The organism is Roseomonas sp. WA12, assembly GCF_054165765.1.
This window is the reverse complement of the sequence record NZ_CM135108.1, coordinates 3,058,247-3,084,088: the sequence shown is the minus strand read 5'-3', so window position 1 is coordinate 3,084,088 and position 25,842 is coordinate 3,058,247. Positions and strand designations below refer to the sequence as shown.

The window sequence follows — 25,842 nt, the reverse complement described above, 5'->3', positions numbered from 1 at the left end:
CCTCAGGTCCCGAAGCCCTCCAGCACCACCTTGCCGCGGGCCCGGCCGCTCTCAAGCAGGGCATGGGCGCGGCGGAGATTGGCGGCGTTGATGGTGCCGAAGGTCTCGCCCAGCGTGGTGCGCAGTGTGCCGGCATCCACCAGCCGCGAGACCTCGTTAAGCAGCGCGCCCTGTTCCGCGATATCGGCCGTGTCGAACATCGAGCGGGTGAACATCAGCTCCCAGTGCAGGGAGATGGATTTGCGCTTCAGCAGGCTCACATCCAGCGTTGCCGGATCGTCGATCAGGGCGAAGCGGCCCTGGGGCGCGATCAGCTCCGCGATCTCCGCCAGGTGCTTGTCCGTCTGGGTGGTGGAAAACACGAAACCCGGCGCGCCCAGGCCGAGTGCCGCCACCTCCGCCGCCAGCGGCCGGGAATGGTCCACGACGTGGTGCGCGCCGAGATCCAGCGCCCAGTCCCGCGTCTCCGGGCGGGAGGCGGTGGCGATGACCGTGAGGTCCGTCAGCTTGCGGGCAAGCTGGATGGCGATGGAGCCGACACCGCCTGCGCCACCGACGATCATAACGGCCCGCGCGGCGCCCGGGACGGTGTGGGACCTTACCTGCAGCCGGTCGAACAGGGCTTCCCAGGCGGTGATGGCCGTCAGGGGCAGGGCGGCCGCTTCGGCGAAGCCGAGGGAGGCGGGCTTTGCCCCGACGATCCGCTCATCCACCAGATGCAGCTCGGCATTCGTGCCGGGGCGATTCAGATCACCGGCATAGAAGACCGCGTCGCCCGGCCTGAAGCGGCTGGCCTCAGGCCCGACGGCCTTCACGATGCCGGCGGCGTCCCAGCCCAGCACCTTGTACTCCCCCGCGGCCGGGGCGGCGCGCTTCCGCACCTTCGTGTCCACCGGGTTCACCGAGACGGCGCGGACCTCCACCAGGAGGTCCCGCCCCTTCGGCTCGGGGGCGGGCAGATCGAGGTCGAGAAGGGCCTCTGCCCCGTCGATGGGCAGGGGCTTGGCGTAACCGATGGCGCGCATGGCGCTGTCTCCGATGCGTTGTTGGCCACGGAGATGCGCGATACCCTCGGGTGCTGCAAGAACGCACATGAATCGCCCATAGTGTCGAAAAGGATACCGTGATGGCCCGAACCCGCCACGCCTCCCTCGACTGCAGCCCGGGCTGCGCGGTGGAGGCGACGCTCGCCCTGATCGACGGCAAGTGGAAGGGCGTGATTCTGCACCACCTGGGCGAGGGCACGATGCGGTTCAACGAGATCCGCCGCCGCCTACCCAAGGTCACCCAGCGCATGCTGACCAACCAGCTGCGCGAGCTGGAGGCCGACGGGCTCATCACACGCCGCGTCTATGCGGAGGTGCCGCCGAAGGTGGAGTACAGCCTGTCCGAGCGAGGGCGCAGCCTGGGGCCGGTGATCCGGGCTTTAAAGGAATGGGGGGATACGCATGTCATGGCGGGGGTGACGGCGCAGGCGGCCTGAAGGCCGGGGGAGGTGAACTCCCCCGGACCCCCTCCTTTCCTATCGGTCTGGCGTGCGTCCGGTCCTACGCCTCTTCCATCACCAGCAGTGTCTCGCCGGCTGTCACGGGCCGCCCTTGCCGGCAGCGGATGCTGCGGATGGTGCCGCTGACCGGAGCGGAGACGCGGAGCTCGGTCTTCATCGCCTCCAGGATGACCACGGCATCGCCGGCGGCGACCACCTGGCCCTCCTCCACCAGCACCTTCCACACGCTCCCATGGATATCGGCGGCGACCTTCTGGCCGTCCGTCTCCTCCACCTCGGGGCCGTCCACTGCCTCAGCGGCGGGCTGCACGTCCTCCTCCTTCCAAAGCGCCACCTCGCGCTCGAAAGCGACAGCCTGGCGGGCCTTGAATGCGGCGATGCTGTCGGCATTGGCGGCAAGGAACGCCTCATGCGCGCCGAGGTCGAACACCTCCTCCTCGATGCGAATGGTGGCGCGGCCCTCGCGAAAATCTTCGCGCAGACGGTCGAGCTCGGCCTCGGTCACCTCGTAGTAGCGGACCTGGTCGAAGAACTTTAGCAGCCAGGGTTCGCCCGGGGTGAAAACAGGGTTGCGCAGGAACTTGTTCCAGATCGGCAGCGTGCGGCCGACGAGCTGGTAGCCGCCTGGGGAATCCATCCCGTAGATGCACATGTACACGCCGCCGATGCCCACCGTGCCCTCGGCGGTGAAGGTGCGGGCGGGGTTGTACTTGCTGGTCAACAGGCGATGGCGCGGGTCCACGGGCACGGCGCAGGGGGCGCCGAGATATACGTCGCCCAGGCCGAGGATCATGTAGCTGGTCTCGAAGATGGTGCGCTTCACCTCCTCCCGCGTGGCCAGGCCGTTGATGCGCTGCATGAAGTCCACATTGTTCGGCAGCCAGGGCGCCTGCGCACGCACGGTCTCGCTGTAGCGCTGCACGGCGCCGAGCGTCGCACTGTCCTCGAAGGCCATGGGCATGTGGACGACGCGAGTCCGCACCTTCATGGCGGCCACCGGCGGCAGTCTCGCCTCGAGCGCGATCAGCGCGTCCAGCAGCGCGCGCTGGTGGATCACGCGGCTGTCGTAGTTGATCTGCAGCGATCGTACGCCCGGCGAGAGCTCCAGCACGCCCGCTACAGGATCGGCGCGCAGCGCCTCCATCAGCGCGTGGACGCGGAAGCGGAACCGCAGGTCCAGCACCGGCGGGCCGTATTCCAGCAGGATGTAGCGATCCCCGGCCTGGCGATAGGTCACCGCGGGCCGGTCGCCCTCGGGCGGCAACTCGGCCAGCATGCAGGCGGAAACGGTCCCGGCGGGCTGCAGATTCGGCGCGGGCGTCGGCACCGGGGACGGTGCGGCAAGCGATGCCACGGCGGCATCCTGCGCGTGCTCCAGCGCGAGCGCCGCGTCGAAGGTCATGGGCACGAAGCGGATGCGGTCGCCGGGCTTCGCCTGGCCCACCTTCCACAGCTCCGCCTTGGCGATGGTCACTGGGCAGACGAAGCCGCCGAGGCTGGGGCCATCCCGCGTCAGGATCACCGGGCTATCGCCGGTGAAGTTCACGCTGCCGATGGCGTACTCGCAGTCATGCACGTTTGAGGGGTGCAGCCCGGCTTCGCCACCATCGCTGCGCGTCCAGCCGGGCTTGGGGCCGATCAGGCGTATCCCCAAGCGGTTGGAGTTGTAGTGCACCTCCCAGGCCGCACCGAAGAAGGTCTCGATGGACTCCGGTGTGAAGAAATCCGGTGCTCCATGCGGGCCGTAAAGGACGCCCACCCTCCATTCCGTGGGGTAGGAGGGCACCAGCGCATCGGGTGCGGCGCCGGGCGTACCGGGGGCTGTGCGGCCGAGCGGCAGCATGTCGCCCGAGCGAAGCACGCGCCCGGCATGGCCGCCGAACTGGCCGAGCACGAAGGTCGAGCGGCTGCCGAGATACAGCGGCACATTGAAGCCGCCGCGCACGGCGAGGTAGCTGCGGCACCCGGATGTCGCGCGGCCGATGGCCAGCACCTGCCCGGCGCGCACCGGCACGGGGGCCCACCAGTTCACCGCCACGCCATCCAGCGTGGCGGGGGCGGGAGCGCCGGTCAGGGCGATCAGCCCATCCGTGTGGAAGCGCAGCGTCGGCCCGGCCAGCGTGCATTCCAGCCCGGCCGCGTCCTCCCCGTTGCCGACGATGCGGTTGCCCAGGCGAAAGGCGAGGTCGTCCATCGGGCCGGAGGGCGGCACGCCCACATCCCAGTGGCCGACGCGGCCGGGATAGTCCTGCACGGTGGTGAAGGTGCCGGGCTCCAGCACCTCCGCCGCCATGGCATGATAGGCAAAGCGAGAGAGGGCGCGGGTGGAGACGTCGCCTGCCAGGAAGTCGGGGGATGCGACGACCTGGCGCAGGTAGTCGAGATTGGTAGCGATGCCGCCGAGGCGCGTGGCGTCCAGCGCCGCGCGCAGTCTGCCTATGGCGTCGTCGCGATCCGCGCCGTGGACGATCAGCTTCGCCAGCATCGGGTCGTAATAGGGTGAGACCTCGGTGCCCGTGGAGACCCAGCCATCCACGCGGACATTGTCGGGGAACGACACCTCCGTCAGCGTGCCCGGCGAGGGCTGGAAGCCATGCGCCGGGTCCTCGGCATAGAGACGCACCTCGATCGAGGCGCCCTTCGGTGTCGGCAGTGCGTCCAGCGCCGGCGGCTCGCCGGCGGCGGTGCGGACCATCCATTCCACGAGGTCGATGCCCAGCACCGCTTCCGTCACGGGATGCTCCACCTGCAGCCGCGTGTTCACCTCGAGGAAGTAGAATTCCTCGCGCTCGCGGTCGTAGATGTATTCCACCGTGCCGGCGGAACGGTAGCCGACCGCTTGTCCCAGCCGCGCGGCCGATTCCAGCAGCTTGGCCCGGACTGTATCCGAAAGCTTCGGCGCGGGCGTTTCCTCCACCACCTTCTGGTTGCGCCGCTGCAGCGAGCAGTCGCGCTCGCCCAGCGCGACGACCTTGCCGCGGCCATCACCGAAGATCTGCACCTCGACATGGCGCGCATCGTCGATGCAGCGCTCGAGGAAGACGCCGCTATCCTTGAAGAAGTTCTGCGCCAGGCTCTGCACCGCGTCCCAGGCAGCCGCCAGCTCCGCCGCATCGGCGCAGCGGGTGAGGCCGATGCCGCCACCGCCCGCCGTGCTCTTCAGCATCACGGGGTAGCCCAGCCGCTCCGCTGCCGATGTTGCCTCGTCCAGGCTGGCGAGCAGGCTCGTGCCCGGGGTGAGCGGCACGCCCGCCTTCTCCGCGATGGCGCGGGCGGCGTGTTTCAGCCCGAAATCGCGCATCTGCGCCGGCGTCGGGCCGATGAAAGCCATCCTGGCGGCCTCGCAGGCCTCCGCAAAGTCGGCGTTCTCCGCCAGGAAGCCGTAACCGGGAATGACGGCCTGCGCGCCCTCCGCCTTCGCGGCGGCGATGATCAGCTCCCCGCGCAGATAGGTGTCACTTGCCGAGGCGCCGGGCAGCTCCACCGCCGCATCACAGGCGGCCACATGGGCGCTGTTGCGGTCCGCGGTGGAATGGACCGCGATGCTGCGGATGCCCATGGCGCGAAGCGTGCGGGCGATACGGACGGCGATCTCGCCGCGATTGGCGATCAGAACAGTTTGGAACACGTGCTGCGGGGCTCCGGGCTCTTGGCGCGCCAGGCCCCGCCCGATTTCGGGCGGTACCGGGCCGCGGAGCCCCCGCAGCAAGCCTCATGCCATCGGGCGGATTGCCGACCTCAGCTTGCCCGAAGGCCGGAGCGGGTAACGGTGATGGTGCTGGCGACACAGACATCGATGTTGCGCAGTTCCGCCGCCCGGCCATCCGTCCAGACGACGCGGAAGTCGTAGGCGCCCTGATTCGACGCGCGATAGGAGTTGGACCGCCCCGGCGGCAGCACGTTGCGCCCGAGCTGGTCGTTGCCCCAGCCTCGGAGTGAGGCATGGCTGAAATACAGTTCCTGCACCGTGGTGGAGGAGGCGTTCACCACCGTGAAGCTGGTATCGCAGCGCTGCGGGATGCCGACATATTGCGGTGCCATGCCATATTGCGGATCCGGCGCGACGCAGGCCGCAAGCGAGAGCATTCCCAGAACGGGCAGGGCACGGCGCAGCATGGGCGATCCTCCGCGGGCCATCCTTCAGGTCGTGGCCCATGGCCTCAGGATATAACGGTTCCGTATCGTCAGCAACGTTCCCTCGCTCCCTGGCGGATCGCCCTGCAACGGCCTAGCCTCCCCGCCGCACGGGCGCGGGGTCTTGACGGCATGCTGCATGGGCGGGTCTGGCGTGGTCTGTTCTTCGGCCTGGTGGCCCTGCTCGCGCCTCCGGAGACGCGGGCGCAGCCGGTGCCCGGAACCCTCACCGTCGCGGTGGAGAGTCCTTTCGGCATCGACCCGCATTTTCTTTTCGTCGGCCCCAACATGGGCGCCGCGCGGCATATCTACGACAGCGTAATCAACCGCGATTCTGAAAGCCGCTTCATTCCCGGCCTGGTGGAATCCTGGGAGGCGACGGACGAGACGTCCTGGACGCTCAGGCTGCGCCGCGGTGTCACCTTCTCCGATGGCAGCCCGTTCACGGCCGAGGACATCGCCTTCTCCATTGCCCGCGTGCCGGCCGTGCCGAACAACCCGGGCCCCTACACCTCCAACCTGCGAACGATCGCTTCCGTCGAGGTGATTGATCCCCACACGGTGCTGATCAGGACGGACCGCCCGAACCCCACGCTGATGGGGCAGCTCACCAACATCTTCGTCGTCTCCCACATGGCCGCGCGCGGCGATGGCTCGCCGGCGGGCGCCGCCACCGTCGATTTCAACAACGGCCGCGCCGCGATCGGCACCGGCCCCTATCGCCTTGTGCAGATGCGCGGCTCGGAGGGCATGTCGCTCGCGCGCAACCCCACCCATTGGGGCCCCGCGCCTGCCTATGAGAAGGTGGAAATCCGCGTCATCGGCAACGACGCGTCGCGCCTGGCCGCGCTGCTGTCGGGCGACGTGGATCTGATCGAGAGCGTGCCGCCCGGCGATGTGGCGCGGCTGGAACGCGAGCCGCGCGTTTCGGTGTTCCGCCGCAACTCGGACCGCATCATGTACCTCATCCCGCATGTCGGCGCCGAGCGGCTGGCGATGCTGACCGACGCCGACGGCAAGCCCCTGGCCGTCAACCCGCTGCGCGAGGTGCGGGTGCGGCAGGCGATGTCGATGGCGCTGGACCGGGCCGCGATAGCCGCGCGCGCGCTGGACGGGCAGGCCGTGCCCACCGGGCAGATGGTGCCCGAGCAGTTCGGCGCCTACGACCCTGGCTTCGCGGTTCCCCGCGCGGACCCGGAAGGGGCACGCCGCCTGCTCGCTGAAGCGGGCTATCCGCGCGGCTTCGGTCTGACCATCGGCTGCTCCAACAACCGCTTCGTCAACGACGCACGCGTCTGCCAGGCCATTGGCCAGATGTTCACCCGCGCCGGCTTCCAGGCAAAGGTGGAGACCATGCCCGGCAGTGTCTTCTTCCCGCGCACCGTCGAAGGGCGGAATGACTTCCCGGTCATCCTCTACGGCCTCTCGCTCTCCTCCTCGCGCGATGCGAGCTACATCCTCTCCACTGCCGTGCACACGCGGAACATTCGCGAGGCCTATGGCCAGGGCAACCGCGGCTCCTTTTCGGAACCCGAGATGGACCAGGCCGTCCAGGCCGCCATCACCCGCAGCGGCCCTGACCGAGAGGACGGCCTGCGCCGGACGATGCGCGCCGCCATCGACCGCGTGCCCATTATTCCCATGTACAACCAGGTGACACTCGTCGCAGCGCGGCGCGGCGTTCTCTATGAGCCGCGCATGGACGAGCAGTTGCTGGCGCAGCAAGCAAGGCCCGCTCCATGACCACACGCCCCCTCGTCTCCGGCCCGCGCCACGCCATCAGCGCCGGCCACTACCTCGCAACAGGCGCCGGCCTCGCCATCCTGGAAGCGGGCGGCAATGCAATCGATGCGGGCGTCGCGGCCGGGTTGGTGCTCGGCGTCGTGCAGCCGGATATCGTGAACTTCGGCGGCGTCGCGCCCATCCTCATCCGCCGCGCGGACGGCCGCGTGGAAAGCATCGCCGGCCTCGGCCACTGGCCCATGTCCCTGCCACCGGACATCTTCATGCGGGAGCATGGCGGCAAGATGCCCCGCGGCGTGCTGCGCACCGTCGTGCCCGCCGCACCCGATGCCTGGATCACCGCCCTGCAGCGCCACGGCACGATGGGCTTTGCCGATGTCGCGCAGGCCGCCATCCGCTTCGCGGAAGAGGGCTTCCCGGTCTATCCCATGTTCGCGGAGAGCATCGCCTCCCACGCCAAGGACTATGCGGGGTTCCCCAGCAACGCCGCCATCTTCTTACCCGGCGGAAAGCCACATCCCGTGGGCGCGCTGTTCATCCAGAAGGATCTCGCGGCCACCATCCGCCACATGGCCGATGAGGATCGTCGCGCCGGCGCGCAGGGTGGCCGCGAAGCGGGGCTGCAGGCCGCGCATGATGCGTTCTATCGCGGCGACATCGCGCAGAAGATCACCGCCTTCATGCGCCAGGAAGGCGGCTATCTCTCTGCCGAGGACCTCGCCAATTTCCGTTCCCGTATCGAGCCCGCGGTCACGCGCGACTGGCGCGGGCACCAGGTGACCACCTCCGGCCCCTGGTGCCAGGGCCCCGCGCTGCTCGAAGCGCTGCTGCTGATGGAGACCGCCGGGTTCGACGGCCTGGCCCATAACAGCCCCGAGTACCTACACCTGATGGCCGAGTGCCTGAAGGTCGCCATGGCTGACCGCGAGTACCATTTCGGCGATCCCGCCTTTCAGGATGTGCCGCTCGACGCCCTGCTGGGCGAAGCACATCTGTCCGCCCGCGCGGCCGCGATCGACCCCACCCGCGCCCATCCCGGCATGCCAAGCCCGCGCCTGAACGAAGGCACTGGCCGCCACGAACGTAGCGAGCGCCTCGTCGCGGCAATCGAGCCCGACACCTCCTACGTCGCCGTCGTGGACCGAGAGGGGAACGCCTTCTCCGCCACGCCCTCCGACGGCACATGGAACGTGCCGGTCATCCCTGGCCTCGGCTTCGTCGCGTCCCCGCGCGGCACGCAATCCCGCCCCGATCCCGCGCATCCCTGCGGCGTCCGTCCCGGCGCCCGCCCGCGCCTCACGCCCAATCCCGTGCTCGTCGTCACGCGGGATGGCGCCGTCATCCCGCTCGGCACGCCGGGCGGTGACGTGCAGATCCAGGCCATGCTGCAGGTCATCCTCAACCATCTGCATTTCGGCATGGACCTGCAGGAAGCGGTTGAGGCGCCGCGCGTCGCCACCTACTCCTTTCCCTCCTCCTTCGCGCCCTATGACTACTTCCCCGGCCGTCTCGCCGTGGAAGCGCGCATCCCCGCCAGCACGCGCGACGCGCTGCGCGCCCTCGGGCATGAAATCCAGGACTGGCCGGACTGGACCTGGCTGGCCGGCAGCGTGGAAGCGGTGCGCTACGATCCGGCGACCGGTGTGAAGATGGGTGCCGCGGACCCGCGCAGGCCCGCTTACGCGATGGCGATGTAGGCAAGGCGCTCGCTCCGGGGCGGGAACTTGCCGGAAGTGCTTTCCGAAACACCTTCGCGGTTGCAGCATCCCCCTGCCGCCATTCAGGAGCGGCAGGGGACGGAGCGATGATGGCAAAACCTGGCAGGCCACCCGAAGCGCCGCTCGACCTGCCCTCCCTGGCCGCCGCCGCGCGCGCCCAGGCGGCCGGCGACCCTTTCGCGACTCCAGCCCTCGCCATGGCGCTGGCCATCAGCCGCCGCCTGGATAATGGCGAGCTCGACCTGCCCCGCCTACGCGCCGCCCTGCGCCAACTCGGCGGCGAGGCCTTCACCGACCGCGCCGCCCGGCTGGCGCGCAATGTGGGCGGCCCGGATCCCGCAGCCACCGACGCCGCCCTCGTCGCCGTCGCCACCCGCGCCGCCCGACCGGACCCGGCGGACAGCCCCGTGCCCTTCGCCGCCTTCCGCCAGGGCTGTGAGCGCCCGCGGGCGGCCGCCGTCTTTACCGCCCACCCCACCTTCTCCCTGCCGCGCGCCACGAACCACGCCCTGGCCGAGGCGGCCTGCGGCACGCCGCCGCCCGAGGGGCTGCCGCTCCGCCCCGTGCCGCCGGACTTGGAGGAGGAGTTCTCCCAGGCCGTCGCCGCCATCAACAACGGGCGCGACGCGCTGGACCGCCTCTCCGCCGCCCTGCTCGGTGTCGCGCGCGACACCTGGCCGGACCGCTGGCGCAGCCTGATCCCCACCCCCGTCATCCTCTCCACCTGGGTCGGCTACGACACGGACGGCCGCACAGATATCGGCTGGCAGGACACGCTGCGCCTGAGGCTGCGCATGAAGGAGTTCGGCCTTGCCCGGCTGGAGGCGCAGATCGCCGCCCTTCCCGAGGACGGCACGGCGCCGCTGCGCGAGCGCCTCGCCCTGGCGCTCGACGCGGTGCGCGCCCAGATCGCCGCCTGCCCTCCGCCCGGCGCGCCGGAGGCCGAGACGGCGCAGCGCTTCGCCCAGCTTCTCGTCGGCCGGCGCGAGGACGCGCTGACGACGCCCGAACCCCTTCTGGAACTCTTTGGCGGCGCGATCGCCGCGGCGCCGGACGATCAGGCCCGCCTTGCCCTCCTCGTCGCGCGTGCCGGGTTGGTCGGGCACGGCCTGTCGCTCGCCCACACCCATGTGCGGCTGAACTCCGCGCAGCTGCACAACGCCGCCCGCCTGCGCGCCCCGCATCTCGGCGGCGCGCCGGACGACGCCACCCAGCGCCGCGCCCTGTTCGGCGCCGTCAACGCGGCGCTGGAGGATGCGAGGCCCGAGCCCGTGGACACCGGGGGACTGCTGGCTGAATCCGCCAGTGCCATGCGGCTGATGATGACGGTCGCGCAGATCGCCAAGCATATCGACGCATCGCAGCCCATCCGCTTCCTCGTTGCCGAGACGGAGAGCGGCTTCACCTTGCTCGCCGCGCTGCTGCTCGCCCGCATCTGCGGCGTAGAGCGTCATGTCGAGATCAGCCCGCTCTTCGAGACCGCGGAGGCGCTGGAACGGCGCGGCGAGCGCGTGATCGAGGAGGCGCTGCGTTCGCCGCACTGGCGCGCCTATCTCAAGGGCCTCGGGCGCCTGTGCCTGCAGTTCGGCTACTCGGATTCCGGCCGCTATGTTGGCCAGCCCGCCGCCAGCCACCTCATTGAGCGGCTGAAGCTGCGCGTGGCCGACCTGCTCGCCCGCCATGGCCTCGCGGATATCGAGGTGGTGTTGTTCGACACCCATGGTGAAGGCCTCGGCCGCGGTGGCCATCCGGATGGGCTGACCGCGCGCTTCGACTATCTCGACCCGCCCGCCACCCGCACCACCTTCGCCCGCGCGCGCATCCTCACGCGGCTGGAAACCAGCTTCCAGGGCGGTGACGGCTACCAGCTCTTCGGCACGCCCGCCCTGGCCCACGCCACCGTCGCGCGCATTGCCGAACACGCCTTCGCCCCCGTGCCGGCCGAGATCACCGATCCCGTCTATGCCGAGGCCGGCTTCGCCGCCGATCTGTTCGCCGGCATGCGCGGCGCGATGGAGGCGTTGGTGGAGGATCCCGGCTATGCCGGCCTGCTCGGCGGCTTCGGTCCAGCCCTGCTGGACCGCACGGGATCGCGCCCCGCGGCCCGCCAGAGCGACACCGGCGGCCCCGCCACCATCCGCCACCCCCGCGAGCTGCGCGCCATCCCCAACAACGCCGTGCTGCAGCAGATGGGATTCCTGGCGAACCTCACCCAGGGCCTGGGCGCCGGCGCTGCGCGCGAGCCGGAGGGCTTTGCGGAACTCCTGCGCAAATCCCCGCGCTTTGCCGGCGCCATGGCCTTCGCCCGCGCGGGACTGTCGCTCTCGGACCCCGACGTGCTGCGCGGCTACGTCGCTACCCTCGATCCCGGCATGTGGCTCGACCGTGCGGCGAATGCGCGCAGCCCCGCCAATGCGGCGGCGCTGTCGGCCGTCGCCACTGCGCTGGAGGAGCAGGGCCTTGGTGACCCCGTGCGCCGCACCTTCCGCCGCCTTCTCGCTGATGACACCGCGCTTCGCGGCGCCTGGCCGGATGACGAGAGGCCGCGCATGTCGGACCGCCTCTTTGCCCTGCACGCGTTGCGCCTGCTGCTGATCCACCGCATCTGGATGCGCGCGGTGAACATTCCCGAATTTTCGCCCCGCCATGGCGTGACGCGGGATGGGCTACTGCGCCGCCTGCTGCGCCTGGATGTGGAGGAAGCGGCCAAGCTGCTCGACGAGGTCTTTCCCGCCCATGAGCCGCCCAGCGCCGCGCTGGATTACGGCGAACCGCCCGCGCCCCGCCACGGCGGCTACGGCCGCGAGCACGCCGAGCTGATGGCGCCGCTGCGCGAGCTGTTCGCCATGGTGCGGGAGGTGAGCGCGGTGGTGTCGCTCGAATGCGGCGCGCATGGTTGAGGGCATGCGCCGATTACCCCGGACGGCCACCCCAGCCGATGCCGAGGCCATCTGGGATCTCACCCGCGCCGCCTATGCTAAATGGGTTCCGGTGATCGGCCGCGAACCGAAGCCAATGGCCGCGGATTACGACATGGCGGTGCGGAACCATCGCATCGACCTGCTTAGCGACGACGGCGTCCTCGCCGCCCTCATTGAGATGATCCCCGAAGCCGACCACCTGCTGATCGAGAACATCGCGGTTGCCCCGGCACATCAGGGCAGGGGTCTCGGCCGGCAGTTGATGGCCCATGCGGAGGAGGTGGCCGCTTCCATGGGCCTCTCGCTCCTCCGCCTCTACACGAACACCCTCTTCGCCGAGAACATCCGCCTCTACACCCGACTGGGCTACGCGGTGGATCGCGAGGAACCGTTCAGGGGCGGCACCGTCGTCCATATGAGCAAGCGCGTCGCGGCATGAGGATCAGGGCGTACCCGGCTTGTCACTCCCCTTCGCACGCTCCTCCTCGGGCGTGTCGCCTGCCCATTCGTCGGTGATCATCCCCTGCTGCTCGCTGATGTCGTCCAGCGCCTCGGGCGAGGGAGGGCGGGGGATCTTGCTTTCGCTGGCATGGTTGGCATCAAAATCGGCCTTGGGGCCTTCCGGCGGTCTGGCAGCCATGGGTGGAACTCCCTTTCCCTGTCCTCCCCTGAACGTGCCGGCCCATGGAAGGTTAGCCCCGCCACGCTTCCGCCACCCCCCGACGGCATCCTTCCATCTGTGACTCTGCCCCAACCCTGGCCCGGCGAACGGCCCGCGCTCCGCCGCGCCGTCTTCCTCCTGCTCTGCACCTTCGTCGCCGCGCCCCTTGCCGCGCTGCTCTGGCGCGTGCTCTCCCCGGGCGGCTGGACGGGATGGGAGGTGGCCATTTCCCTTCTCTACCTCGGCACCCTGCCCTGGACGGCGATCTGCGTGGCGAATGCCGTCACCGGCCTCGCGCTTCTGCTCACGAAGCCGGACGCCCCCGCCTTTCTCGTCCCGCAGATTGCCGCCCCACGCACCGGCCCGCCGCTTCGCACCGCCATCACCGTCTGCATCCGGAACGAGGCGATGGACCATGTCCTGCCGCCCCTCGCGCGGCTACTGGACGGGCTGGAGCGGGCAGGGGAGGGAGCCCGCTTCACCTTCTGGTTCCTCTCTGACACGCGGGATGCCGCCCATGCCGCCGCCGAGGATGCCGCGATCGCCGCATTCGCCGCGGGGCGCCCGCTTCCGCCGGAGCGGGGCGGCATCCCCATCCGCCACCGTCGCCGCACCGACAACACCGGCTTCAAGGCCGGCAACGTCATGGACTTCCTCGACCATCACGCGGAGAGCCATGACCTCGCCCTGATGCTGGACGCGGATTCCGAGATGTCGGCCGGGGCCGTGCTGCGCCTGCGCCGCGGGATGGAGGCCGATCCCCGCCTCGGCCTGATCCAGCAGCTCATCGTCGGCCGTCCCGCCCCGCGGGCCTTCCCGCGCCTGTTCCAGTTCGGCATGCGCGCGGGAATGCGGATCTGGGCGACCGGACAGGGCTGGTGGCAACTCGATGACGGCCCCTACTGGGGCCACAACGCCATGCTCCGCATCGCCCCCTTCCGCGAGCACGCCCGCCTCGCTCCGCTGCCCGACGGAAGCGCCATCCTCTCCCATGATCAGGTGGAGGCGGTGCGCCTGCACGCCGCCGGCTGGCGCGTGCGCTGCCTACCCGCTGAGGATGGCAGCCTGGAATCGAACCCGCCGGCGCTTCCCGAATTCCTGGCGCGGGACGTGCGCTGGGGCGCGGGCAACATGCAGTACCGCCACCTCATCCTGGCCCCCGGCCTGCGTCCGATGGGCCGCTGGCAGATGGCACAGGCCATGCTGCTCTTCCTCTGCGCACCGCTCTGGGTGGCGATGCTGCCGGCGGCGGTGGGAAACGCCCTGACAGGCGGCGGCGCGAGCACCCCGATGGGTGCCCTGGCCGCGTTGCTCGTCCTCACCTGGCTCGCCAATGCCGCGCCCAAGCTCCTCGGCTATACGGAACTGCTGCTGCGCCCGGATCGCGCCGCGCCCTATGGCGGTCGCGCGGCGGTGCTGCGCGGGGCAGGGGCCGAACTCCTCTTCTCCGTGCTGATCGAGCCGATCGGCCTCATCAACAAGACCATCGCCCTGGCCAGGCTGGCGCTCGGCGCGCGCGACGGCTGGGCGCCGCAGAACCGGGCCGATCGCGGGGTGGCCTGGGCCGATGCCGCCCGCCTGCTCTGGCCGCACACCCTCATCGGCGTGGCCGGGCTGGGCACGCTGGCCGCGGTTACGGCGCTGGCGGTGCTGATGGCGCTGCCCTTTCTCGCCGGGGCCGTGCTGGCCATCCCCCTCTGCGTCTGGACAGCCTCGCCCGGCCTATCCGGCTGGCTGCGCCGCCATGGGATCGCTGCCACGCCGGAGGAGCGGGCCGAGGCCCCGCCAGGCCCGATAGCGCGCGGCGTCGCCCGCGCCCAGGATGCCGCCCATCATGGCTGATTCACCGACCTGGGTCGTCGACACCCACCACCACATCTATGACGGGTCCATCCCGCCCATCCCCGGCACACGCGCCCATCCGGACGCGCTGCTGCCGGCCTATGCAGCCATGCGGGCGCGGCTGGGCATCACCCACCACGTGCTGGTCCAGCCCTCGACCTACGGCTTCGACAACGCGCTGCACCTGGCCGCCCGGGCCGAGGCGCCGGCGATCTCCCGCGTCGTCGCGGTGCTTCCACCCGACAGCAGCGCGGCGGAATGCCGGCGGCTCTCCGCGGCCGGGGTGGTCGGGCTGCGCGCCAATCTCAGCCATGGCGTGCCCCTCGGGCCGGGCGACGTGCCCGCCCTCGGCCGCCTCTGCGCGGAGCAGGGCTGGCACCTTCAGGTCTTCGCCGATGCCGGCCTGTTGGCCGAACTCGCCCCCGCCCTGCGCGCGCTGCCCTGCCCCCTAGTGCTGGACCACTTCGCCATGCTGCCGCCGAATGGCTTCGCGCGGCACCCGGCCTGGCCGATGGTGCGGGACATGCTCGGCGCCGGCCGCGCCTGGGTGAAGCTTTCTTCCCCCTATGCGCTGCCGCCCGGCGATCCCGCCCCGCTGATCCGCGCCCTGGCCGAGGCCGGCGCGCCCGGACTTCTCTGGGGCACCAACTGGCCGCACCCCAACACCGACCAGCCGCAGGACGAGGCGGCGCTGCGCGACGCAGCCCTCGCGCCCCTCACCCCCGCCCAGCGCGCAGCGGTGCTGTGGGACAACCCCGCGCGCCTCTACGGCTTCACCCGGGACACGGAGGGGTGAAGGATCTCTCGGCCTTCGACCTGAACCTGCTGCGCGTCTTCGACGCGGTGGCGCGGGAACGCCATGTCACCCGTGCCGCCGCGCGGCTGAACCTTTCTCAGCCCGCCGTCTCCAACGCCCTGAACCGGTTGCGCGCCGCGCTGGGCGACGAGCTGTTCCTGCGCGCCCCCCAGGGCGTGGAACCCACCAGCCTCGCCCTGGCCCTGATGCAGCCCGTGCAGGAGATGCTGGACCGGCTGCAGGAGACGCTCGCCGCCACTGCGCCCTTCGACCCTGCGACGAGCGACCGCGTCTTTACCCTCGCCTTCTCGGAATATGCGGAGGCCGTCCTCGCCCCGCCGCTCTTCGCTCGGCTGGCGGAGGAAGCGCCGAACATCCTCGTCGCGATCCGCCATGCCGACCGCACCAACGCCGCCGCGCTGCTCGAGGGGGGCGAGGCGCAGCTCGCCATCGCCATGCTCGCCGAACCCGCCGCGCTCTACACGCGCCTGCGCCTGCTGCCCGAGGCCTTCATGGTCCTTGCTCGCCCCGGCCATCCGCTGCTGGAAGGAGAGCTGACGCTCGATCGCTACGTCGCCTTCCCGCATCTGCTGCACTCGCCCAACGGCTCACGCGACGGCGCGATCGACCGTGTGTTGCAGGAGCTTGGCCGCAGCAGGCGCCTCGGCGCGGTGGTGGCGCATCTCTCCGCCGTTCCGGGCATCCTGCTGCACACGGACATGGTGATGACCCTGTCCTCGCGCCTGGCGCGTCAGCTCTCCGCCGCGCACGGGCTGGCGCTTCGCCCTATGCCCGAGGAGGTGGCGAAGGCGACCAAGCACACCCGCCTCTCCATGATCTTCCACCGTCGCTTCGAGGCCGATCAGGGCCATGCCTGGCTGCGCCGCCTGCTGCTGGCCCTGGCGCGGGAGGTGGTGGCGGATTGTCCCGCAGAGGGGCGCAAGGAGAGCCGCACGGTCGCCGACTAGACGGCAGGCATGTCGCCCTCCGCAACGGGCTGCCCCGGGCGACGTTGGGATAGTTCTGTCCCGCGCAACATGCCCGTGAAGGCAGGCGCCGGGAGACCGCCACCACCCGATCACGGAAGAGCCCCAATGCGCGTGACCCCCCGCCTGCTCGCCGCTCCCGTCCTCTGCCTGGCCCTGGGCCTCGCTCCCGCCCTGGCGCAGACGCCGCAGCCGAATTCCGGCGGCGCCAACGCTCCGGTCCATCCGCCCTCCGCCAGGGACACGAACCCCGACACGCCCACCCCTGCCGCGGCGGACATGCCCACCTATCTCGGCATGCTGCAGAAGGCCGAGGACGACTTGCGCCAGCAGATCTCCCGCGTGGAGCAGGGCGTTCGTCCGACCCAGGCCGGCGCGGAATCGCCGGACTTGATTCATCTCATGCAATCGGCGCGCGATGCCTGGCAGACCGCCCAGCGCGCCCCTCGCGGCTTCGCCGGCACGCCGCCTCATGATCAGGCGATGCGCGAGATGCGCGAGCGCTTCGGCGAGGTCGGCCATGGCCGACCCACCGGCCCGGCCTCGCGCGACATCGAATCCGCCCGCGCCGTGCTCCGCTCCCTCGAGGGGCTGCGCCAGGCGGCCTCCACCGCCCAGCCGGCCTAGTCCCGGCAAAGGGGGCGGGCGCGCGGGCGCCGCGCCCCCTGGCGGCTCAGTCCATCCGGGCGCCGGAGAGCTCCACCATCTCCTTCCACATCGGTCGCTCGCGCTCCGCGCGCTCACGAGCGCCGGCCGGCGTCGTGCCCATGGCCTGCCCGCCCGCGACGAGGAAGCGCTGCCGGATCACGGGATCGGCCGCCACGCTCTGCACGGCGTTGGAGAGCCGGTCCTGGACGGGCTGGGACAGCCCGGCCGGCCCGATCAGCGCGGACCAGGCGGTGACCACGAAGTCGGGCACCCCTGCCTCCGCCATGGTGGGCACGTGCGGCATGGTCGGCCAGCGCTCCGCCGTTGTCATCCCGAGCGCGGTCATCTGGCCCTGCTGGATGATGCCGGCATAGGAGGCGAGGTTGTCGATGGCGAAATCCACGTCGCCCGACAGCATCGCCGGGATCACCTGGGCCGCGCTGCGGAAGGGCACATGGGTGCAGGCCACGCCCGCGCGCTTGAACAGCAACTCCGAGCAGAGATGGGCGGAGGTGCCCACGCCCGAGGTGCCATAGACCACGCCGCCCTGCTTCGCCTTCGCCCAGGCCATGAAGTCCCGCATCGTGCGCGCCGGGACGAACTTCTCCGACACCACCGCGACGTTGGGCACCTCGAAGGCGAGCGAGACGGGCGTCAGGTCCCGCACGGGGTCATAGGGCATGGTGCGGTAGAGGAAGGGGTTGATGACGAAGTTGCCCACGGGCGCCGTGCCCAGCACATAGCCGTCAGGGGCGGATTTCGCGACCACGTCCACGCCGATATTGCCGCCCGCGCCCGAGCGGTTCTCCACCACCACGGGTTGGCCCAGCCGCTCCCGCAGGCCCTCCGCCAGGATGCGCGTCAGCACGTCCGTCGCGCCACCGGCGGGGTAGGGGCAGACGAGCCGGATGGGGCGCTCGGGATAGGCGGATTGCGCGCCGGCGCGGCCAGCGAGAAGGGCGGCGCCGGTGGAGCCCAGAAGAAGACGGCGTGAGAACATCGAAAATCCTGAACGCTGATGGGTGAGTGAGTCAGTCGGCGCGATGGCCTGCGCCGTCTTGGTGCAGGCCAGTTCCGTGCCAGTGCCGCGGATCAGCAGCCCAGGCGCTGTGCCAGGGCGACAAAATCCTCCGCTACCACGTCCCAGTCCTGCTCCGGCGCCAGATCCTTGGCCTGCCCCGGCCCGTGCTCCGTCGGCCGCGCGACGAAGGCCGTGCGCAGCCCGCAGCGCCGCGCGGCCGCCAGGTCCCCGTTATGCGCGGCCACGAGGCAAACCTCCTCTGGCCGCATCGCCAGCACCTCGGCGGTGCGCAGATAGGCCTCGGGGGAGGGCTTGTAGGCGCGCACCACCTCGGCCCCGAGGATCGCGTCCCAGGGCAGGCCGGCGCGCTTGGCCATGTCGGTCATCAGGATGATGTTGCCGTTGGAGAGCGGGGCGATGATGTGGCGCGCCTTCAGCCGCACCAGCCCGGCGACCGAATCCGGCCAGGGGTCCAGCCGGTGCCAGGCGAGGTTCAGCGCGTCCAGCTCGGCCGCGGGCACCGTGACCGGGTCGATGCCGAACTCCGGCAGCACCCCCTCCAGGTTCTCCCGGTGCAGCACGTCCAGCCGGGTGAAGGGGCGGGCGCCGCTGCGAACGGCTTCCATGGCAGGCTGGTAGCGGCGCCGCCAGCCATCGGCGAAGGCAGCGGGATCAGCCGAGGACCCGTGCCGGGCCAGGAAGGGCGCCGCCTCCCGCGCCACACCGCTGCGCCAGTCCACCACCGTGCCGAACACGTCGAATACCAGGGCGCGCACGCCTTCCAGGGCCATCGCGGAACGATCCTCCTCAGCTGCCGGCTGGTGTCGCTCAGCGCGGCTTGCGGCCACGACGCCGCGTTTCACCGGCTTTGTCCAGCGCGGCACCCAGGGCTGGCCGGGGCGCGTCCAGTGTCCCCGCCTCGATCACCTGCGCAACGCAGCCATCCACATGCTGCCGCAGCACAGTCTCTGCGGCATCCGGATCGCGGGCGAGGGCTGCTTCCAGAAGGCGCCGGTGTTCCTCGGCGGCAATGGCGCCGCGGAACACCACGGCGACCATCTGGTAGCGCAGATAGCGGTCGTAGATGGCTGCATGGGACTGCAGCAGCGCCCCCGATCCGCAGGCCGAGATCAGCGCGTGGTGGAACTCCCAGTCATAGCGCTTCCACAGCGAGGTGTCGGCAGGCTCCCCCGCCAGCAGGCCGCGTTCCAGCGAGGCGAGCTTGTGATGCGCCGCCACCACCCCGCCTTCCCATTCCAGCCCGCCCGCCGCGAAGGAGCGCCGGAGGGCATGGGTTTCCAGCAGCAACCGCAGCTCCGCCAGCTCGCGGAACTCCCCGGCCGAGACCGGGGCCACCTCGAATCCGCGCTGCCCCTCGGCGGTCACCAACCCCTCGGAGGAGAGGCGGCTGAGCAGCTCGCGCAGGGTGCTGACGCTCGCGCCATAGGTCTGGCGCATCCAGTCCAGGCCTAGCCTCTGCCCCGGCGCCAGCCGCCCGAAGAGGATATCCGCCCGGATGCGCCGATAGGCGGCTTCCCCGATCGAACCCTCATCCATGTCCCGAACCTACCTCGAATGCGTCCCAACCTGCACGCTGCGGCCCGCAATGACAAACCGCTGCTCGGAAACCGGTAAAGACAAAATCATCATACGAAAATCCATTCATAGGTTGATTCGGTATTGCTTCTTGGCCATCCTCCCGGCCGAAGAGGAAGCCGAGCCAACAATGTTAAGCCCTGGTTCCAACCGCGCCTGCCGAGACCGAGCCGAGCGGGTCGCCTGCCCGTGAGCCGCGTCATCCATGTGCTGAACGGCCCAAACCTGAACCGCCTCGGCCGGCGGGAGCCCGAGATCTACGGGCACACCACCCTCGCCGAGGTGGAGGCAATGTGCCGGGAGGCGGCAGGCGCCGATGCGGTCGTCTTCCGCCAGACGAATTACGAGGGACAACTCGTGGACTGGATCCACGAGGCGATCGACGCGCCGGCCAGCGGCGTCGTCATCAACCCCGCGGGCCTCACCTTCACCTCTATCCCCGTGCTGGACGCGCTGAAGATGTTCCCGGGCCCGCTGATCGAACTCCACATCACGAACATCCACCGGCGGGACGCGATCTATCACCGCTCCCTCGTCTCCACGGCCGCGACGGCCGTGATCGCCGGCCTCGGCGCGCGCGGCTACGTCACCGCCATCCGCGCCATGCAGGACCTGCTCGGCTGAGGCGCCAAGGCGCCCGCCGCACTCCAGAAGAAATCACAACAGCGAGGAACGGACCGATGACAGAACACCAGCCACCATCCCTGCGCCGGCGGCATCTTCTCGGCGGTATCGGCGCGCTTGGCGCGGCGGGCGCCATGCCCGCCCTGGCGCAGCAGCCCTATCCCAGCCGCCCCGTCACCATCATCGTGCCCTTCGCCCCCGGTGGGTCCACCGACTTCGTCGCGCGGTTGCTGGCTCAGTACCTGTCCACCAGCCTCGGCGGGTCGTTCGTGGTGGAGAACCGCGCGGGCGGCAGCGGCACGGTCGGCCATGGCGCCCTCGCACGTGCGCGGCCCGATGGCTACACGCTCGATGTCGCGCCCACCGGCACCTTCGCCGTCGCGCCCTTCCTGTTCAGCCCGCTGCCCTATGACAACGCCCGCGCCTTCGCGCCCATCAGCCTGCTGGCCAGCAACGCCATGTTCATCTGCGTGCACCCGACCAGCGGCATGAACAGCTTCGCGGATCTCGTGACGGCGGCGAAGGCGCAGCCCGGCCGGCTCACCTATGCGTCGCCCGGCTCAGGCACCGTTGGCCAGCTCGCGCCCGAGCTCATGCTCGACATGGCCGGGATCGACATGCTGCACGTCTCCTATCGGGGCGGCGCCCCGGCGCTGCAGGCGCTGCTGACGAAGGAGGCGACGATGGGCTTCGTCGATACCGTCACCGCCATCCCCTACATCCAGTCCGGCGAGTTGCGCGCGTTGGCCGTCACCGGACGCACGCGCGACCCCAAGGCGCCCAACGTGCCGACGCTCGCCGAGAGCGGCCTGGCCGGCTACCACGCCACCAACGACTTCGGCTTCTTCGCCCCCGCCGGCACACCCGAACCGATCGTCCAGCGCTTGGCCACTGCCGCGCGCGAGGTGCTGAACAATCCGGAGGTGAAGGCCAAGCTCGACGCCGCCTCGATCGACGTGGTCGGCGGCACGGCGGAAGCCTTCCCGCCCTTCCTCGCCGAGGAAGGCAGGCGCTGGGGCGATCTCATCCGCCGCCGCAACATCAAGGCCGAGTAGCGGCGCCTCAGCCCCAGGGGCCGCGGCGGCCGCGGGAGAAACGCTCCCAGGGGCGGCCCGCCGGCCCTCTCGGCGCGGGGCTGCCGGCCCAGGGACCGTGCGCGGGCCCAGGGCTGGCCGGCAGGGTTGGGAAAGTGCCGCCCGCCATCTCCATCAGCGCGCGCACCCGGTTCTCAGTGCTGGGATGGGTGGAGAACAGGCTGTCCATTCCCGTGCCGGACAGCGGGTTCACGATGAACAGATGCGCGGTTCCCGGATTCGCCTCGGCCGCCGGGTTGGGGATGGCGTGCCGCCCCGCCTCCAGCCGCTGCAGGGCATTTGCCAAGCCGCGCGGATGTCCGGCGATTTGCGCGCCCAGCCGGTCGGCCTCGTATTCGCGGGATCGGCTGATGGCCATCTGCACCACCATGGCGGCGAGCGGCGCCACGATGATCGCCAGCAGCACGCCAATGCCGCCCAGCGGGTTGTTGCGGTCCCGGTGCCCGAACAGCCCGCCGAACTGGGCGAGCATCCCGATGGCACCCGCCAGGCTCGCGGTCAGCGTCATGATCAGCGTGTCACGGTTGCGGATATGCGCCAGCTCATGCGCTACCACCCCCGCCACCTCCTCCTCCGGCATCATCTGCAGCAGACCGGCCGTGACGGCCACGGCGGAGCGCTCGGGCGACCGCCCGGTGGCAAAGGCGTTCGGCTGGTCCTCATGCAACAGGTAGAGCGCTGGCATGGGCAGCCCAGCCCGTGCGGCAAGGTCCCCGACGAGCTGGTAGAGACGGGGATTGTCGGCCGGCCCGATCGGCTCGGCATGGTGCATGCGAAGCACCATCCGGTCCGAGTTCCACCAGGAGAAGACGTTGATACCGACCCCAAAAAGGAAGGCGATCACCATTCCCTGCCGCCCACCCAACAGGAAGCCCACCCCGGCGAAAAGGGCGACCATTCCCGCCATGAGGATTGCGGTGCGCGCGTATCCCGACACGGCCCTGTTCCTCCTTTGCCATACCGACCCTATCTGGTGGGCATGGCCCACACAGACGACACCAAGACCCAGCCCCAGCCCCCGGTTTCGCCGGAGGCCGGAACGCCGCCGGCAGGCAACCCCGCAGCCAAGCCCCCGCTGCCGCCCGAGATCGGCGGCCCGACCGGCCCGGAGCCGACCCGCTTCGGCGATTGGGAGCGCAAGGGGCGCGTGAGCGACTTCTGACGAGCCGGGGCTAAAGCCCCAGAAAGTTCAGCGTTCGCGCCACCACCACGCGCTCGTCATACAATTCGAGCGCACGGGCACGACCGGCCGCGCCCATTGCCGCGCGCAGGCCGGAATCGCCCGCAAGGCGGTTCAGCGCCTCCGCGAGCGGCCCCACGGTCGTGGGCGGCACCAGCAGCCCCGTCTTCCCGGGCAACACCTGCTCGCGCGGGCCGCCGATACTGGTCGCGACCACGGGCAGCCCTGTCAGCATGGCCTCGATCACCGACATCGGCAGGCCCTCGAAATGGCTGGGCAGACAGAAGATATCGGAGGCCGCCAGAACCCGCTCGGTGTCGTGGCGGTAGCCCAGCCGGTGCAACCTTGGGCCGAGCAGTTCCGCGGCGCGGGCGAAATCGGGTTCCAGATCGGCGCCATGATCGCTCGCCAGACGCTCGCCAACCACGAGGAGCGTCGCGCCGGGCACGGATTCCATCGCCCGCAGCAGCTCGGGATAGCCCTTGTGCCGCACGAGGCGGGAGACGGCCGTGATCACCACGGCATCGGGCGCCACGCCCAGCTCGGCGCGGATCGCGGCGCGGGCGGCTGGGTCGGGGTGGAAGCGCGCGGGATCGCGGCCGTTGCGGGCGGGGGTGGGGTGGCGGTGGATGCGCAGGCGCCTCGCGTCCCGCGCCTCCTCCTCGCTGACAGTGAGGAAGACGTCCGTCATCCGCCCGCCAAGCCATTCCAGCACAAGCGACAGGGTACGGCGCCAGGCCGGGCCGGGCTGATTGAACAGGAAGCCGTGGACTGTGTAAGCGGTGCGCGGCACCCCCTCCATCCGCGCGGCGATCCGGGCGAGCAGGCCGGAGATGGGGAAATGCGCGTGCACCAGATCCGGTCGCACCTCCCGCATCAATCCACGCAGCGCCCGCAGGGCACGCAGGTTCGCGCGTGGCGAGAGGCTGCGCGCCATGGGCAGGGCGACCACCGTGAAGCCCTCGGCACGCGGAAGGTCCAGAAGCGGGCCTTCGGCACAGGCCGCGATCACCTCATGCCCGCGCTCACGCGCGCCGCGCATCAGCGGCAGGATGAAGTGACGCAGCGCGAAATCGACATTGGCGACGAAAAGAACCCGCATCCCGCCCCCTGATCCGCGGCCAAACGACCGGCGGCTTGGCGCATTTCGGGTCGGCTGTGCAGCCCCTCGGACGCGAAAAGGGGCCGCCGGCATTGCCGACGGCCCCTTTCATTGGGCGATGCCGCGCTATGCGCGGCGCCGCATCAGGAGTGCTGGCCGTCGCCGCCGGTGGCGCCGCTGCGCTCGAGGAAGGTAAGCGCCGGGCTCGCATCGCCGGTCATGCCATCGAAGCGGCCAGCATCGGCAGTGACGGAAACCTCGGGCACGGCTACCGGGCCGTCCACGGTCCAGCTGCTGCGGGCGAGGGCGCCATGGGACAGGGCCGAACCCAGAAGTGCGGTAGCGAGGCCGAGGGCGCGAAGAGTGTTAATGGTCATCGGAGGTGATCCTGGAAAACAACGGCGACGGCGAAGTGTCATCGCGTTGACACAGAAGGTGAGACCTCCGGTGCTCCGCTTCCAGCAGGTGATCTGGCATGGCTTCCATTCGCAGCGTGAATGGAATCTCACTGGATTGTGTCCAAGAACTCTTGGACTAGAACCCTAGCCGCGGCGGAAGCGCGCGACGAAGAACCCGTCCATCCCGCCCCGATCGCCCCAGAAATCCGGGCGCGTCCGCACTGCTCCGTTGGCGGTGATGGCCTCCTCTAACCCCGGCACCTCCTCCGGCTGCACCGGATCGGGGCGGAGGCCCAGCCCGGCCATGCGAGCGAGGTGCGCTTCGCCCTCCTCGGGCTGGAGCGAGCACACCGCGACCACGAGCCGCCCACCGGGCGCGACGAGACCGGCCGCGGCGTCGATCAGCGTGGCCTGTGTCGCAGCCAGCTTCACCACGTCGCGCACGCGGCGGAGATGCGGCACCTCGGGATGGCGGCGGATCGTGCCGGTGGCGGTGCAGGGAGCATCGAGCAGCACGGATTCGAAGGCGCCCTGGTGACTGGCGGCCCAGGGGACGGCATCGGCGATCACCACCTCCGCCTCCATCTTCAGCCGGGCCAGGTTCTCGCGCAGCCGAACGGCGCGCCGCTCCTCCTTCTCCACGGCGGTCACCTGCGCGCCCATGGCGACGAGCTGCGCGGTCTTGCCGCCGGGTGCGGCGCAGAGATCGGCCACGCGCTGGCCGGGTGAGGGCGCCAGAAGTCGCGCGGGCAGGCTGGCCGCGGCGTCCTGCGCCCAGAAGCCGCCCTCGGCAAAGCCGGGCAGTTCGGTGATACGGGTTCCGGCGGGCAGGCGGGCGGTGCCGTTGGGCAGGATCTCGGCACCTTCGGGGGCCGCGGTGCCGGGGAAGAGGGAGAGGTCCAGCGGCGCCGGGCGCTCATGCGCCTCGGCAATCGCGCGCACCTTCGGGCCGTAGGCGCCGTGCCATGAGGACCAGAGCCAGGGCGGCGTGTCCAACCGGGCGCCATCCAGCCCCTCCAACGCCGCCGGGCCTTCGGTGGCCACCTTGCGGAGCACGGCGTTCACCAGCCCGGCCAGTGGCTTCGGCGCCAGGGCCACGGCATTGGCGACCGCGGCATGGGGAGGAGTGCCGAGCAGCAGGAGCTCGGCCGCGCCGATCCGCAGCGCCTGCAGGGCAGGAGGGGAGGGCTCCCGGCGCAGATAGGGTTCCAGCACCGCGTCGATGCTGCCCAGCCGCCGCAGCACGGCGGCGGCGATGCGGTGGGCGGCGGCGCGGTCGCGCGGCTCGATATGGCCGGGCAGGGAATCCAGCGCCTCGTCGAGGGCGCGGTGGCGCTCCAGCACGGCGGAGACGAGGAGGGCGGCGGCGAACCGGGTGGGATTGGCGGGCATCGCCGCGCGACTTGGCGCATTTCGCGCCGGATGGGCAGCCCTAAACGGCAAAGGGGCCGCCGGCTCTCGCCGACAGCCCCTCAGGGTCGCTCAGTCCAAGGTGCTGGTCAGCCCTGCGGGCTGGCCTGGCCGGCCCGGCTGCTCAGCAGCAGGAAGCGAACGGCCCGGACGTCGGAGGCATCGCTCAGATCCTGCACGCCGGGAATGGTCGGGCCGGCAGTTTCGTCGGAGGTGACGAGGCCGTCGAAGGAAGCGGGTTCGCGGACGGCGAGGGCATCCTGCGCGAAGACCGGGCCGAGCAGCGCGGCCGCGAGGCCGAGCGTCCGGAGGGCCCGGAAGGGGTTTAGGCGGAACATGTTGATTGACCTTGTACTCATCAGGAGCAGCGGCCGAGTGTCGCTCTCTGCCCCTGATGTGCGCCTGTGCACGCTTCGCTTCCAACTGGCAGATGACATGCCACCCATTCGTGCGGTGAATGG

At 70.7% G+C, this 25,842-nt stretch carries 24 protein-coding genes; 12 read left to right on the top strand and 12 right to left on the bottom strand.

Annotated elements, in window-relative coordinates:
- Positions 1-2: 2 nt before the first annotated feature.
- The gene (locus tag ACVBD7_RS14825) at positions 3-1,025 is read right to left on the bottom strand and encodes a zinc-binding alcohol dehydrogenase family protein (RefSeq protein ID WP_458094002.1); all 1,023 of its coding nucleotides are present in this window, start codon (positions 1,023-1,025) and stop codon (positions 3-5) included.
- Positions 1,026-1,126: 101 nt separating this feature from the next.
- Here ACVBD7_RS14825 and ACVBD7_RS14820 point away from each other — a divergent pair, with 101 nt between their 5' ends.
- Positions 1,127-1,483, top strand: coding sequence for a winged helix-turn-helix transcriptional regulator (locus tag ACVBD7_RS14820; RefSeq protein WP_458094001.1), 357 nt, complete (start codon positions 1,127-1,129; stop codon positions 1,481-1,483).
- A gap of 64 nt (positions 1,484-1,547) precedes the next feature.
- On the opposite strand, the gene uca is transcribed toward ACVBD7_RS14820, so the two are convergent.
- Together uca and ACVBD7_RS14810 are read right to left on the bottom strand one after the other, a co-directional pair.
- Complete coding sequence (gene uca / locus ACVBD7_RS14815; protein ID WP_458094000.1) at positions 1,548-5,135, bottom strand: urea carboxylase; 3,588 nt, start codon at positions 5,133-5,135, stop codon at positions 1,548-1,550.
- Positions 5,136-5,245: 110 nt separating this feature from the next.
- Positions 5,246-5,623, bottom strand: a complete 378-nt coding sequence (locus ACVBD7_RS14810) for a hypothetical protein (RefSeq protein WP_458093999.1) — start codon at positions 5,621-5,623, stop codon at positions 5,246-5,248.
- Positions 5,624-5,773: 150 nt separating this feature from the next.
- Here ACVBD7_RS14810 and ACVBD7_RS14805 point away from each other — a divergent pair, with 150 nt between their 5' ends.
- From ACVBD7_RS14805 to ACVBD7_RS14790, 4 genes are all read left to right on the top strand, one after another.
- Positions 5,774-7,384, top strand: a complete 1,611-nt coding sequence (locus tag ACVBD7_RS14805; RefSeq protein ID WP_458093998.1) for an ABC transporter substrate-binding protein — start codon at positions 5,774-5,776, stop codon at positions 7,382-7,384.
- Positions 7,381-9,081 carry a gamma-glutamyltransferase family protein gene (locus ACVBD7_RS14800; protein WP_458093997.1) on the top strand — a complete coding sequence of 567 codons (1,701 nt, stop codon included), beginning with the start codon at positions 7,381-7,383 and terminating at the stop codon, positions 9,079-9,081. Before ACVBD7_RS14805 ends, ACVBD7_RS14800 begins: the two co-directional genes overlap by 4 nt.
- Before the next feature lie 107 nt (positions 9,082-9,188).
- On the top strand, positions 9,189-12,002 hold the full coding sequence (locus ACVBD7_RS14795; RefSeq protein ID WP_458093996.1) for a phosphoenolpyruvate carboxylase: 2,814 nt from the start codon (positions 9,189-9,191) through the stop codon (positions 12,000-12,002).
- 4 nt (positions 12,003-12,006) lie between these two features.
- On the top strand, positions 12,007-12,462 hold the full coding sequence (locus ACVBD7_RS14790) for a GNAT family N-acetyltransferase (protein WP_458093995.1): 456 nt from the start codon (positions 12,007-12,009) through the stop codon (positions 12,460-12,462).
- Positions 12,463-12,465: 3 nt separating this feature from the next.
- Here ACVBD7_RS14790 and ACVBD7_RS14785 read toward each other — a convergent pair whose 3' ends face one another.
- Positions 12,466-12,663, bottom strand: a complete 198-nt coding sequence (locus ACVBD7_RS14785) for a hypothetical protein (protein WP_458093994.1) — start codon at positions 12,661-12,663, stop codon at positions 12,466-12,468.
- Positions 12,664-12,762: 99 nt separating this feature from the next.
- Between ACVBD7_RS14785 and mdoH the strand changes: the two genes are divergently transcribed.
- From mdoH to ACVBD7_RS14765, 4 genes are all read left to right on the top strand, one after another.
- Complete coding sequence (gene mdoH, locus ACVBD7_RS14780; RefSeq protein WP_458093993.1) at positions 12,763-14,526, top strand: glucans biosynthesis glucosyltransferase MdoH; 1,764 nt, start codon at positions 12,763-12,765, stop codon at positions 14,524-14,526.
- A complete protein-coding gene (locus ACVBD7_RS14775; protein WP_458093992.1) occupies positions 14,519-15,322 on the top strand; it encodes an amidohydrolase family protein in 804 nt (267 codons plus the stop codon). The genes mdoH and ACVBD7_RS14775 overlap by 8 nt, the downstream gene beginning before the upstream one ends.
- The gene (locus tag ACVBD7_RS14770) at positions 15,319-16,290 is read left to right on the top strand and encodes a LysR family transcriptional regulator (RefSeq protein ID WP_458093991.1); all 972 of its coding nucleotides are present in this window, start codon (positions 15,319-15,321) and stop codon (positions 16,288-16,290) included. Before ACVBD7_RS14775 ends, ACVBD7_RS14770 begins: the two co-directional genes overlap by 4 nt.
- A 126-nt stretch (positions 16,291-16,416) precedes the next feature.
- The gene (locus tag ACVBD7_RS14765; protein ID WP_458093990.1) at positions 16,417-16,935 is read left to right on the top strand and encodes a hypothetical protein; all 519 of its coding nucleotides are present in this window, start codon (positions 16,417-16,419) and stop codon (positions 16,933-16,935) included.
- Between the two features lie 46 nt (positions 16,936-16,981).
- On the opposite strand, the gene ACVBD7_RS14760 is transcribed toward ACVBD7_RS14765, so the two are convergent.
- The 3 genes from ACVBD7_RS14760 to ACVBD7_RS14750 form a co-directional block, all read right to left on the bottom strand.
- The gene (locus ACVBD7_RS14760) at positions 16,982-17,956 is read right to left on the bottom strand and encodes a Bug family tripartite tricarboxylate transporter substrate binding protein (protein ID WP_458093989.1); all 975 of its coding nucleotides are present in this window, start codon (positions 17,954-17,956) and stop codon (positions 16,982-16,984) included.
- Positions 17,957-18,048: 92 nt separating this feature from the next.
- Positions 18,049-18,768 carry a haloacid dehalogenase type II gene (locus ACVBD7_RS14755; protein ID WP_458093988.1) on the bottom strand — a complete coding sequence of 240 codons (720 nt, stop codon included), beginning with the start codon at positions 18,766-18,768 and terminating at the stop codon, positions 18,049-18,051.
- A gap of 37 nt (positions 18,769-18,805) precedes the next feature.
- Positions 18,806-19,534: a GntR family transcriptional regulator gene (locus tag ACVBD7_RS14750; RefSeq protein WP_458093987.1), complete on the bottom strand. Its 729-nt coding sequence runs from the start codon at positions 19,532-19,534 to the stop codon at positions 18,806-18,808.
- 228 nt (positions 19,535-19,762) lie between these two features.
- Here ACVBD7_RS14750 and ACVBD7_RS14745 point away from each other — a divergent pair, with 228 nt between their 5' ends.
- On the top strand, positions 19,763-20,197 hold the full coding sequence (locus tag ACVBD7_RS14745; protein WP_458093986.1) for a type II 3-dehydroquinate dehydratase: 435 nt from the start codon (positions 19,763-19,765) through the stop codon (positions 20,195-20,197).
- 56 nt (positions 20,198-20,253) lie between these two features.
- A complete protein-coding gene (locus tag ACVBD7_RS14740; RefSeq protein ID WP_458093985.1) occupies positions 20,254-21,252 on the top strand; it encodes a Bug family tripartite tricarboxylate transporter substrate binding protein in 999 nt (332 codons plus the stop codon).
- Between the two features lie 7 nt (positions 21,253-21,259).
- Here the strand turns inward: ACVBD7_RS14740 and htpX are convergent, their stop codons facing one another.
- Complete coding sequence (gene htpX, locus ACVBD7_RS14735; RefSeq protein ID WP_458093984.1) at positions 21,260-22,228, bottom strand: zinc metalloprotease HtpX; 969 nt, start codon at positions 22,226-22,228, stop codon at positions 21,260-21,262.
- A 42-nt stretch (positions 22,229-22,270) separates the two neighbouring features.
- Between htpX and ACVBD7_RS14730 the strand changes: the two genes are divergently transcribed.
- Complete coding sequence (locus ACVBD7_RS14730; RefSeq protein ID WP_458093983.1) at positions 22,271-22,453, top strand: succinate dehydrogenase assembly factor 4; 183 nt, start codon at positions 22,271-22,273, stop codon at positions 22,451-22,453.
- Positions 22,454-22,463: 10 nt separating this feature from the next.
- Here the strand turns inward: ACVBD7_RS14730 and ACVBD7_RS14725 are convergent, their stop codons facing one another.
- The 4 genes from ACVBD7_RS14725 to ACVBD7_RS14710 all read right to left on the bottom strand — a co-directional run bounded on the left by ACVBD7_RS14725 (position 22,464) and on the right by ACVBD7_RS14710 (position 25,719).
- Positions 22,464-23,573, bottom strand: a complete 1,110-nt coding sequence (locus ACVBD7_RS14725) for a glycosyltransferase family 4 protein (protein WP_458093982.1) — start codon at positions 23,571-23,573, stop codon at positions 22,464-22,466.
- Between the two features lie 143 nt (positions 23,574-23,716).
- Positions 23,717-23,950: a hypothetical protein gene (locus ACVBD7_RS14720; protein WP_458093981.1), complete on the bottom strand. Its 234-nt coding sequence runs from the start codon at positions 23,948-23,950 to the stop codon at positions 23,717-23,719.
- 165 nt (positions 23,951-24,115) lie between these two features.
- A complete protein-coding gene (locus tag ACVBD7_RS14715; RefSeq protein ID WP_458093980.1) occupies positions 24,116-25,363 on the bottom strand; it encodes an RsmB/NOP family class I SAM-dependent RNA methyltransferase in 1,248 nt (415 codons plus the stop codon).
- 107 nt (positions 25,364-25,470) lie between these two features.
- Positions 25,471-25,719 (bottom strand): hypothetical protein, encoded by a 249-nt coding sequence (locus ACVBD7_RS14710; RefSeq protein WP_458093979.1) that lies wholly within the window; start codon positions 25,717-25,719, stop codon positions 25,471-25,473.
- Between the last annotated feature and the right edge of the window lie 123 nt (positions 25,720-25,842).

What these genes read in the sequence shown, in the direction of transcription:
- ACVBD7_RS14710 (WP_458093979.1), bottom strand. Translation starts at nt 25,719, where the DNA reads ATGTTCCGCCTAAACCCCTTCCGGGCCCTCCGGACGCTCGGCCTCGCG.
- ACVBD7_RS14750 (WP_458093987.1), bottom strand. Translation starts at nt 19,534, where the DNA reads ATGGATGAGGGTTCGATCGGGGAAGCCGCCTATCGGCGCATCCGGGCG.
- ACVBD7_RS14740 (WP_458093985.1), top strand. Translation starts at nt 20,254, where the DNA reads ATGACAGAACACCAGCCACCATCCCTGCGCCGGCGGCATCTTCTCGGC.
- ACVBD7_RS14790 (WP_458093995.1), top strand. Translation starts at nt 12,007, where the DNA reads ATGCGCCGATTACCCCGGACGGCCACCCCAGCCGATGCCGAGGCCATC.
- ACVBD7_RS14820 (WP_458094001.1), top strand. Translation starts at nt 1,127, where the DNA reads ATGGCCCGAACCCGCCACGCCTCCCTCGACTGCAGCCCGGGCTGCGCG.
- ACVBD7_RS14765 (WP_458093990.1), top strand. Translation starts at nt 16,417, where the DNA reads ATGCGCGTGACCCCCCGCCTGCTCGCCGCTCCCGTCCTCTGCCTGGCC.
- ACVBD7_RS14725 (WP_458093982.1), bottom strand. Translation starts at nt 23,573, where the DNA reads ATGCGGGTTCTTTTCGTCGCCAATGTCGATTTCGCGCTGCGTCACTTC.
- ACVBD7_RS14805 (WP_458093998.1), top strand. Translation starts at nt 5,774, where the DNA reads ATGCTGCATGGGCGGGTCTGGCGTGGTCTGTTCTTCGGCCTGGTGGCC.
- ACVBD7_RS14810 (WP_458093999.1), bottom strand. Translation starts at nt 5,623, where the DNA reads ATGCTGCGCCGTGCCCTGCCCGTTCTGGGAATGCTCTCGCTTGCGGCC.
- ACVBD7_RS14795 (WP_458093996.1), top strand. Translation starts at nt 9,189, where the DNA reads ATGATGGCAAAACCTGGCAGGCCACCCGAAGCGCCGCTCGACCTGCCC.
- ACVBD7_RS14785 (WP_458093994.1), bottom strand. Translation starts at nt 12,663, where the DNA reads ATGGCTGCCAGACCGCCGGAAGGCCCCAAGGCCGATTTTGATGCCAAC.
- ACVBD7_RS14715 (WP_458093980.1), bottom strand. Translation starts at nt 25,363, where the DNA reads ATGCCCGCCAATCCCACCCGGTTCGCCGCCGCCCTCCTCGTCTCCGCC.
- ACVBD7_RS14800 (WP_458093997.1), top strand. Translation starts at nt 7,381, where the DNA reads ATGACCACACGCCCCCTCGTCTCCGGCCCGCGCCACGCCATCAGCGCC.
- ACVBD7_RS14825 (WP_458094002.1), bottom strand. Translation starts at nt 1,025, where the DNA reads ATGCGCGCCATCGGTTACGCCAAGCCCCTGCCCATCGACGGGGCAGAG.
- ACVBD7_RS14760 (WP_458093989.1), bottom strand. Translation starts at nt 17,956, where the DNA reads ATGTTCTCACGCCGTCTTCTTCTGGGCTCCACCGGCGCCGCCCTTCTC.
- ACVBD7_RS14775 (WP_458093992.1), top strand. Translation starts at nt 14,519, where the DNA reads ATGGCTGATTCACCGACCTGGGTCGTCGACACCCACCACCACATCTAT.
- ACVBD7_RS14755 (WP_458093988.1), bottom strand. Translation starts at nt 18,768, where the DNA reads ATGGCCCTGGAAGGCGTGCGCGCCCTGGTATTCGACGTGTTCGGCACG.
- ACVBD7_RS14730 (WP_458093983.1), top strand. Translation starts at nt 22,271, where the DNA reads ATGGCCCACACAGACGACACCAAGACCCAGCCCCAGCCCCCGGTTTCG.
- ACVBD7_RS14720 (WP_458093981.1), bottom strand. Translation starts at nt 23,950, where the DNA reads ATGACCATTAACACTCTTCGCGCCCTCGGCCTCGCTACCGCACTTCTG.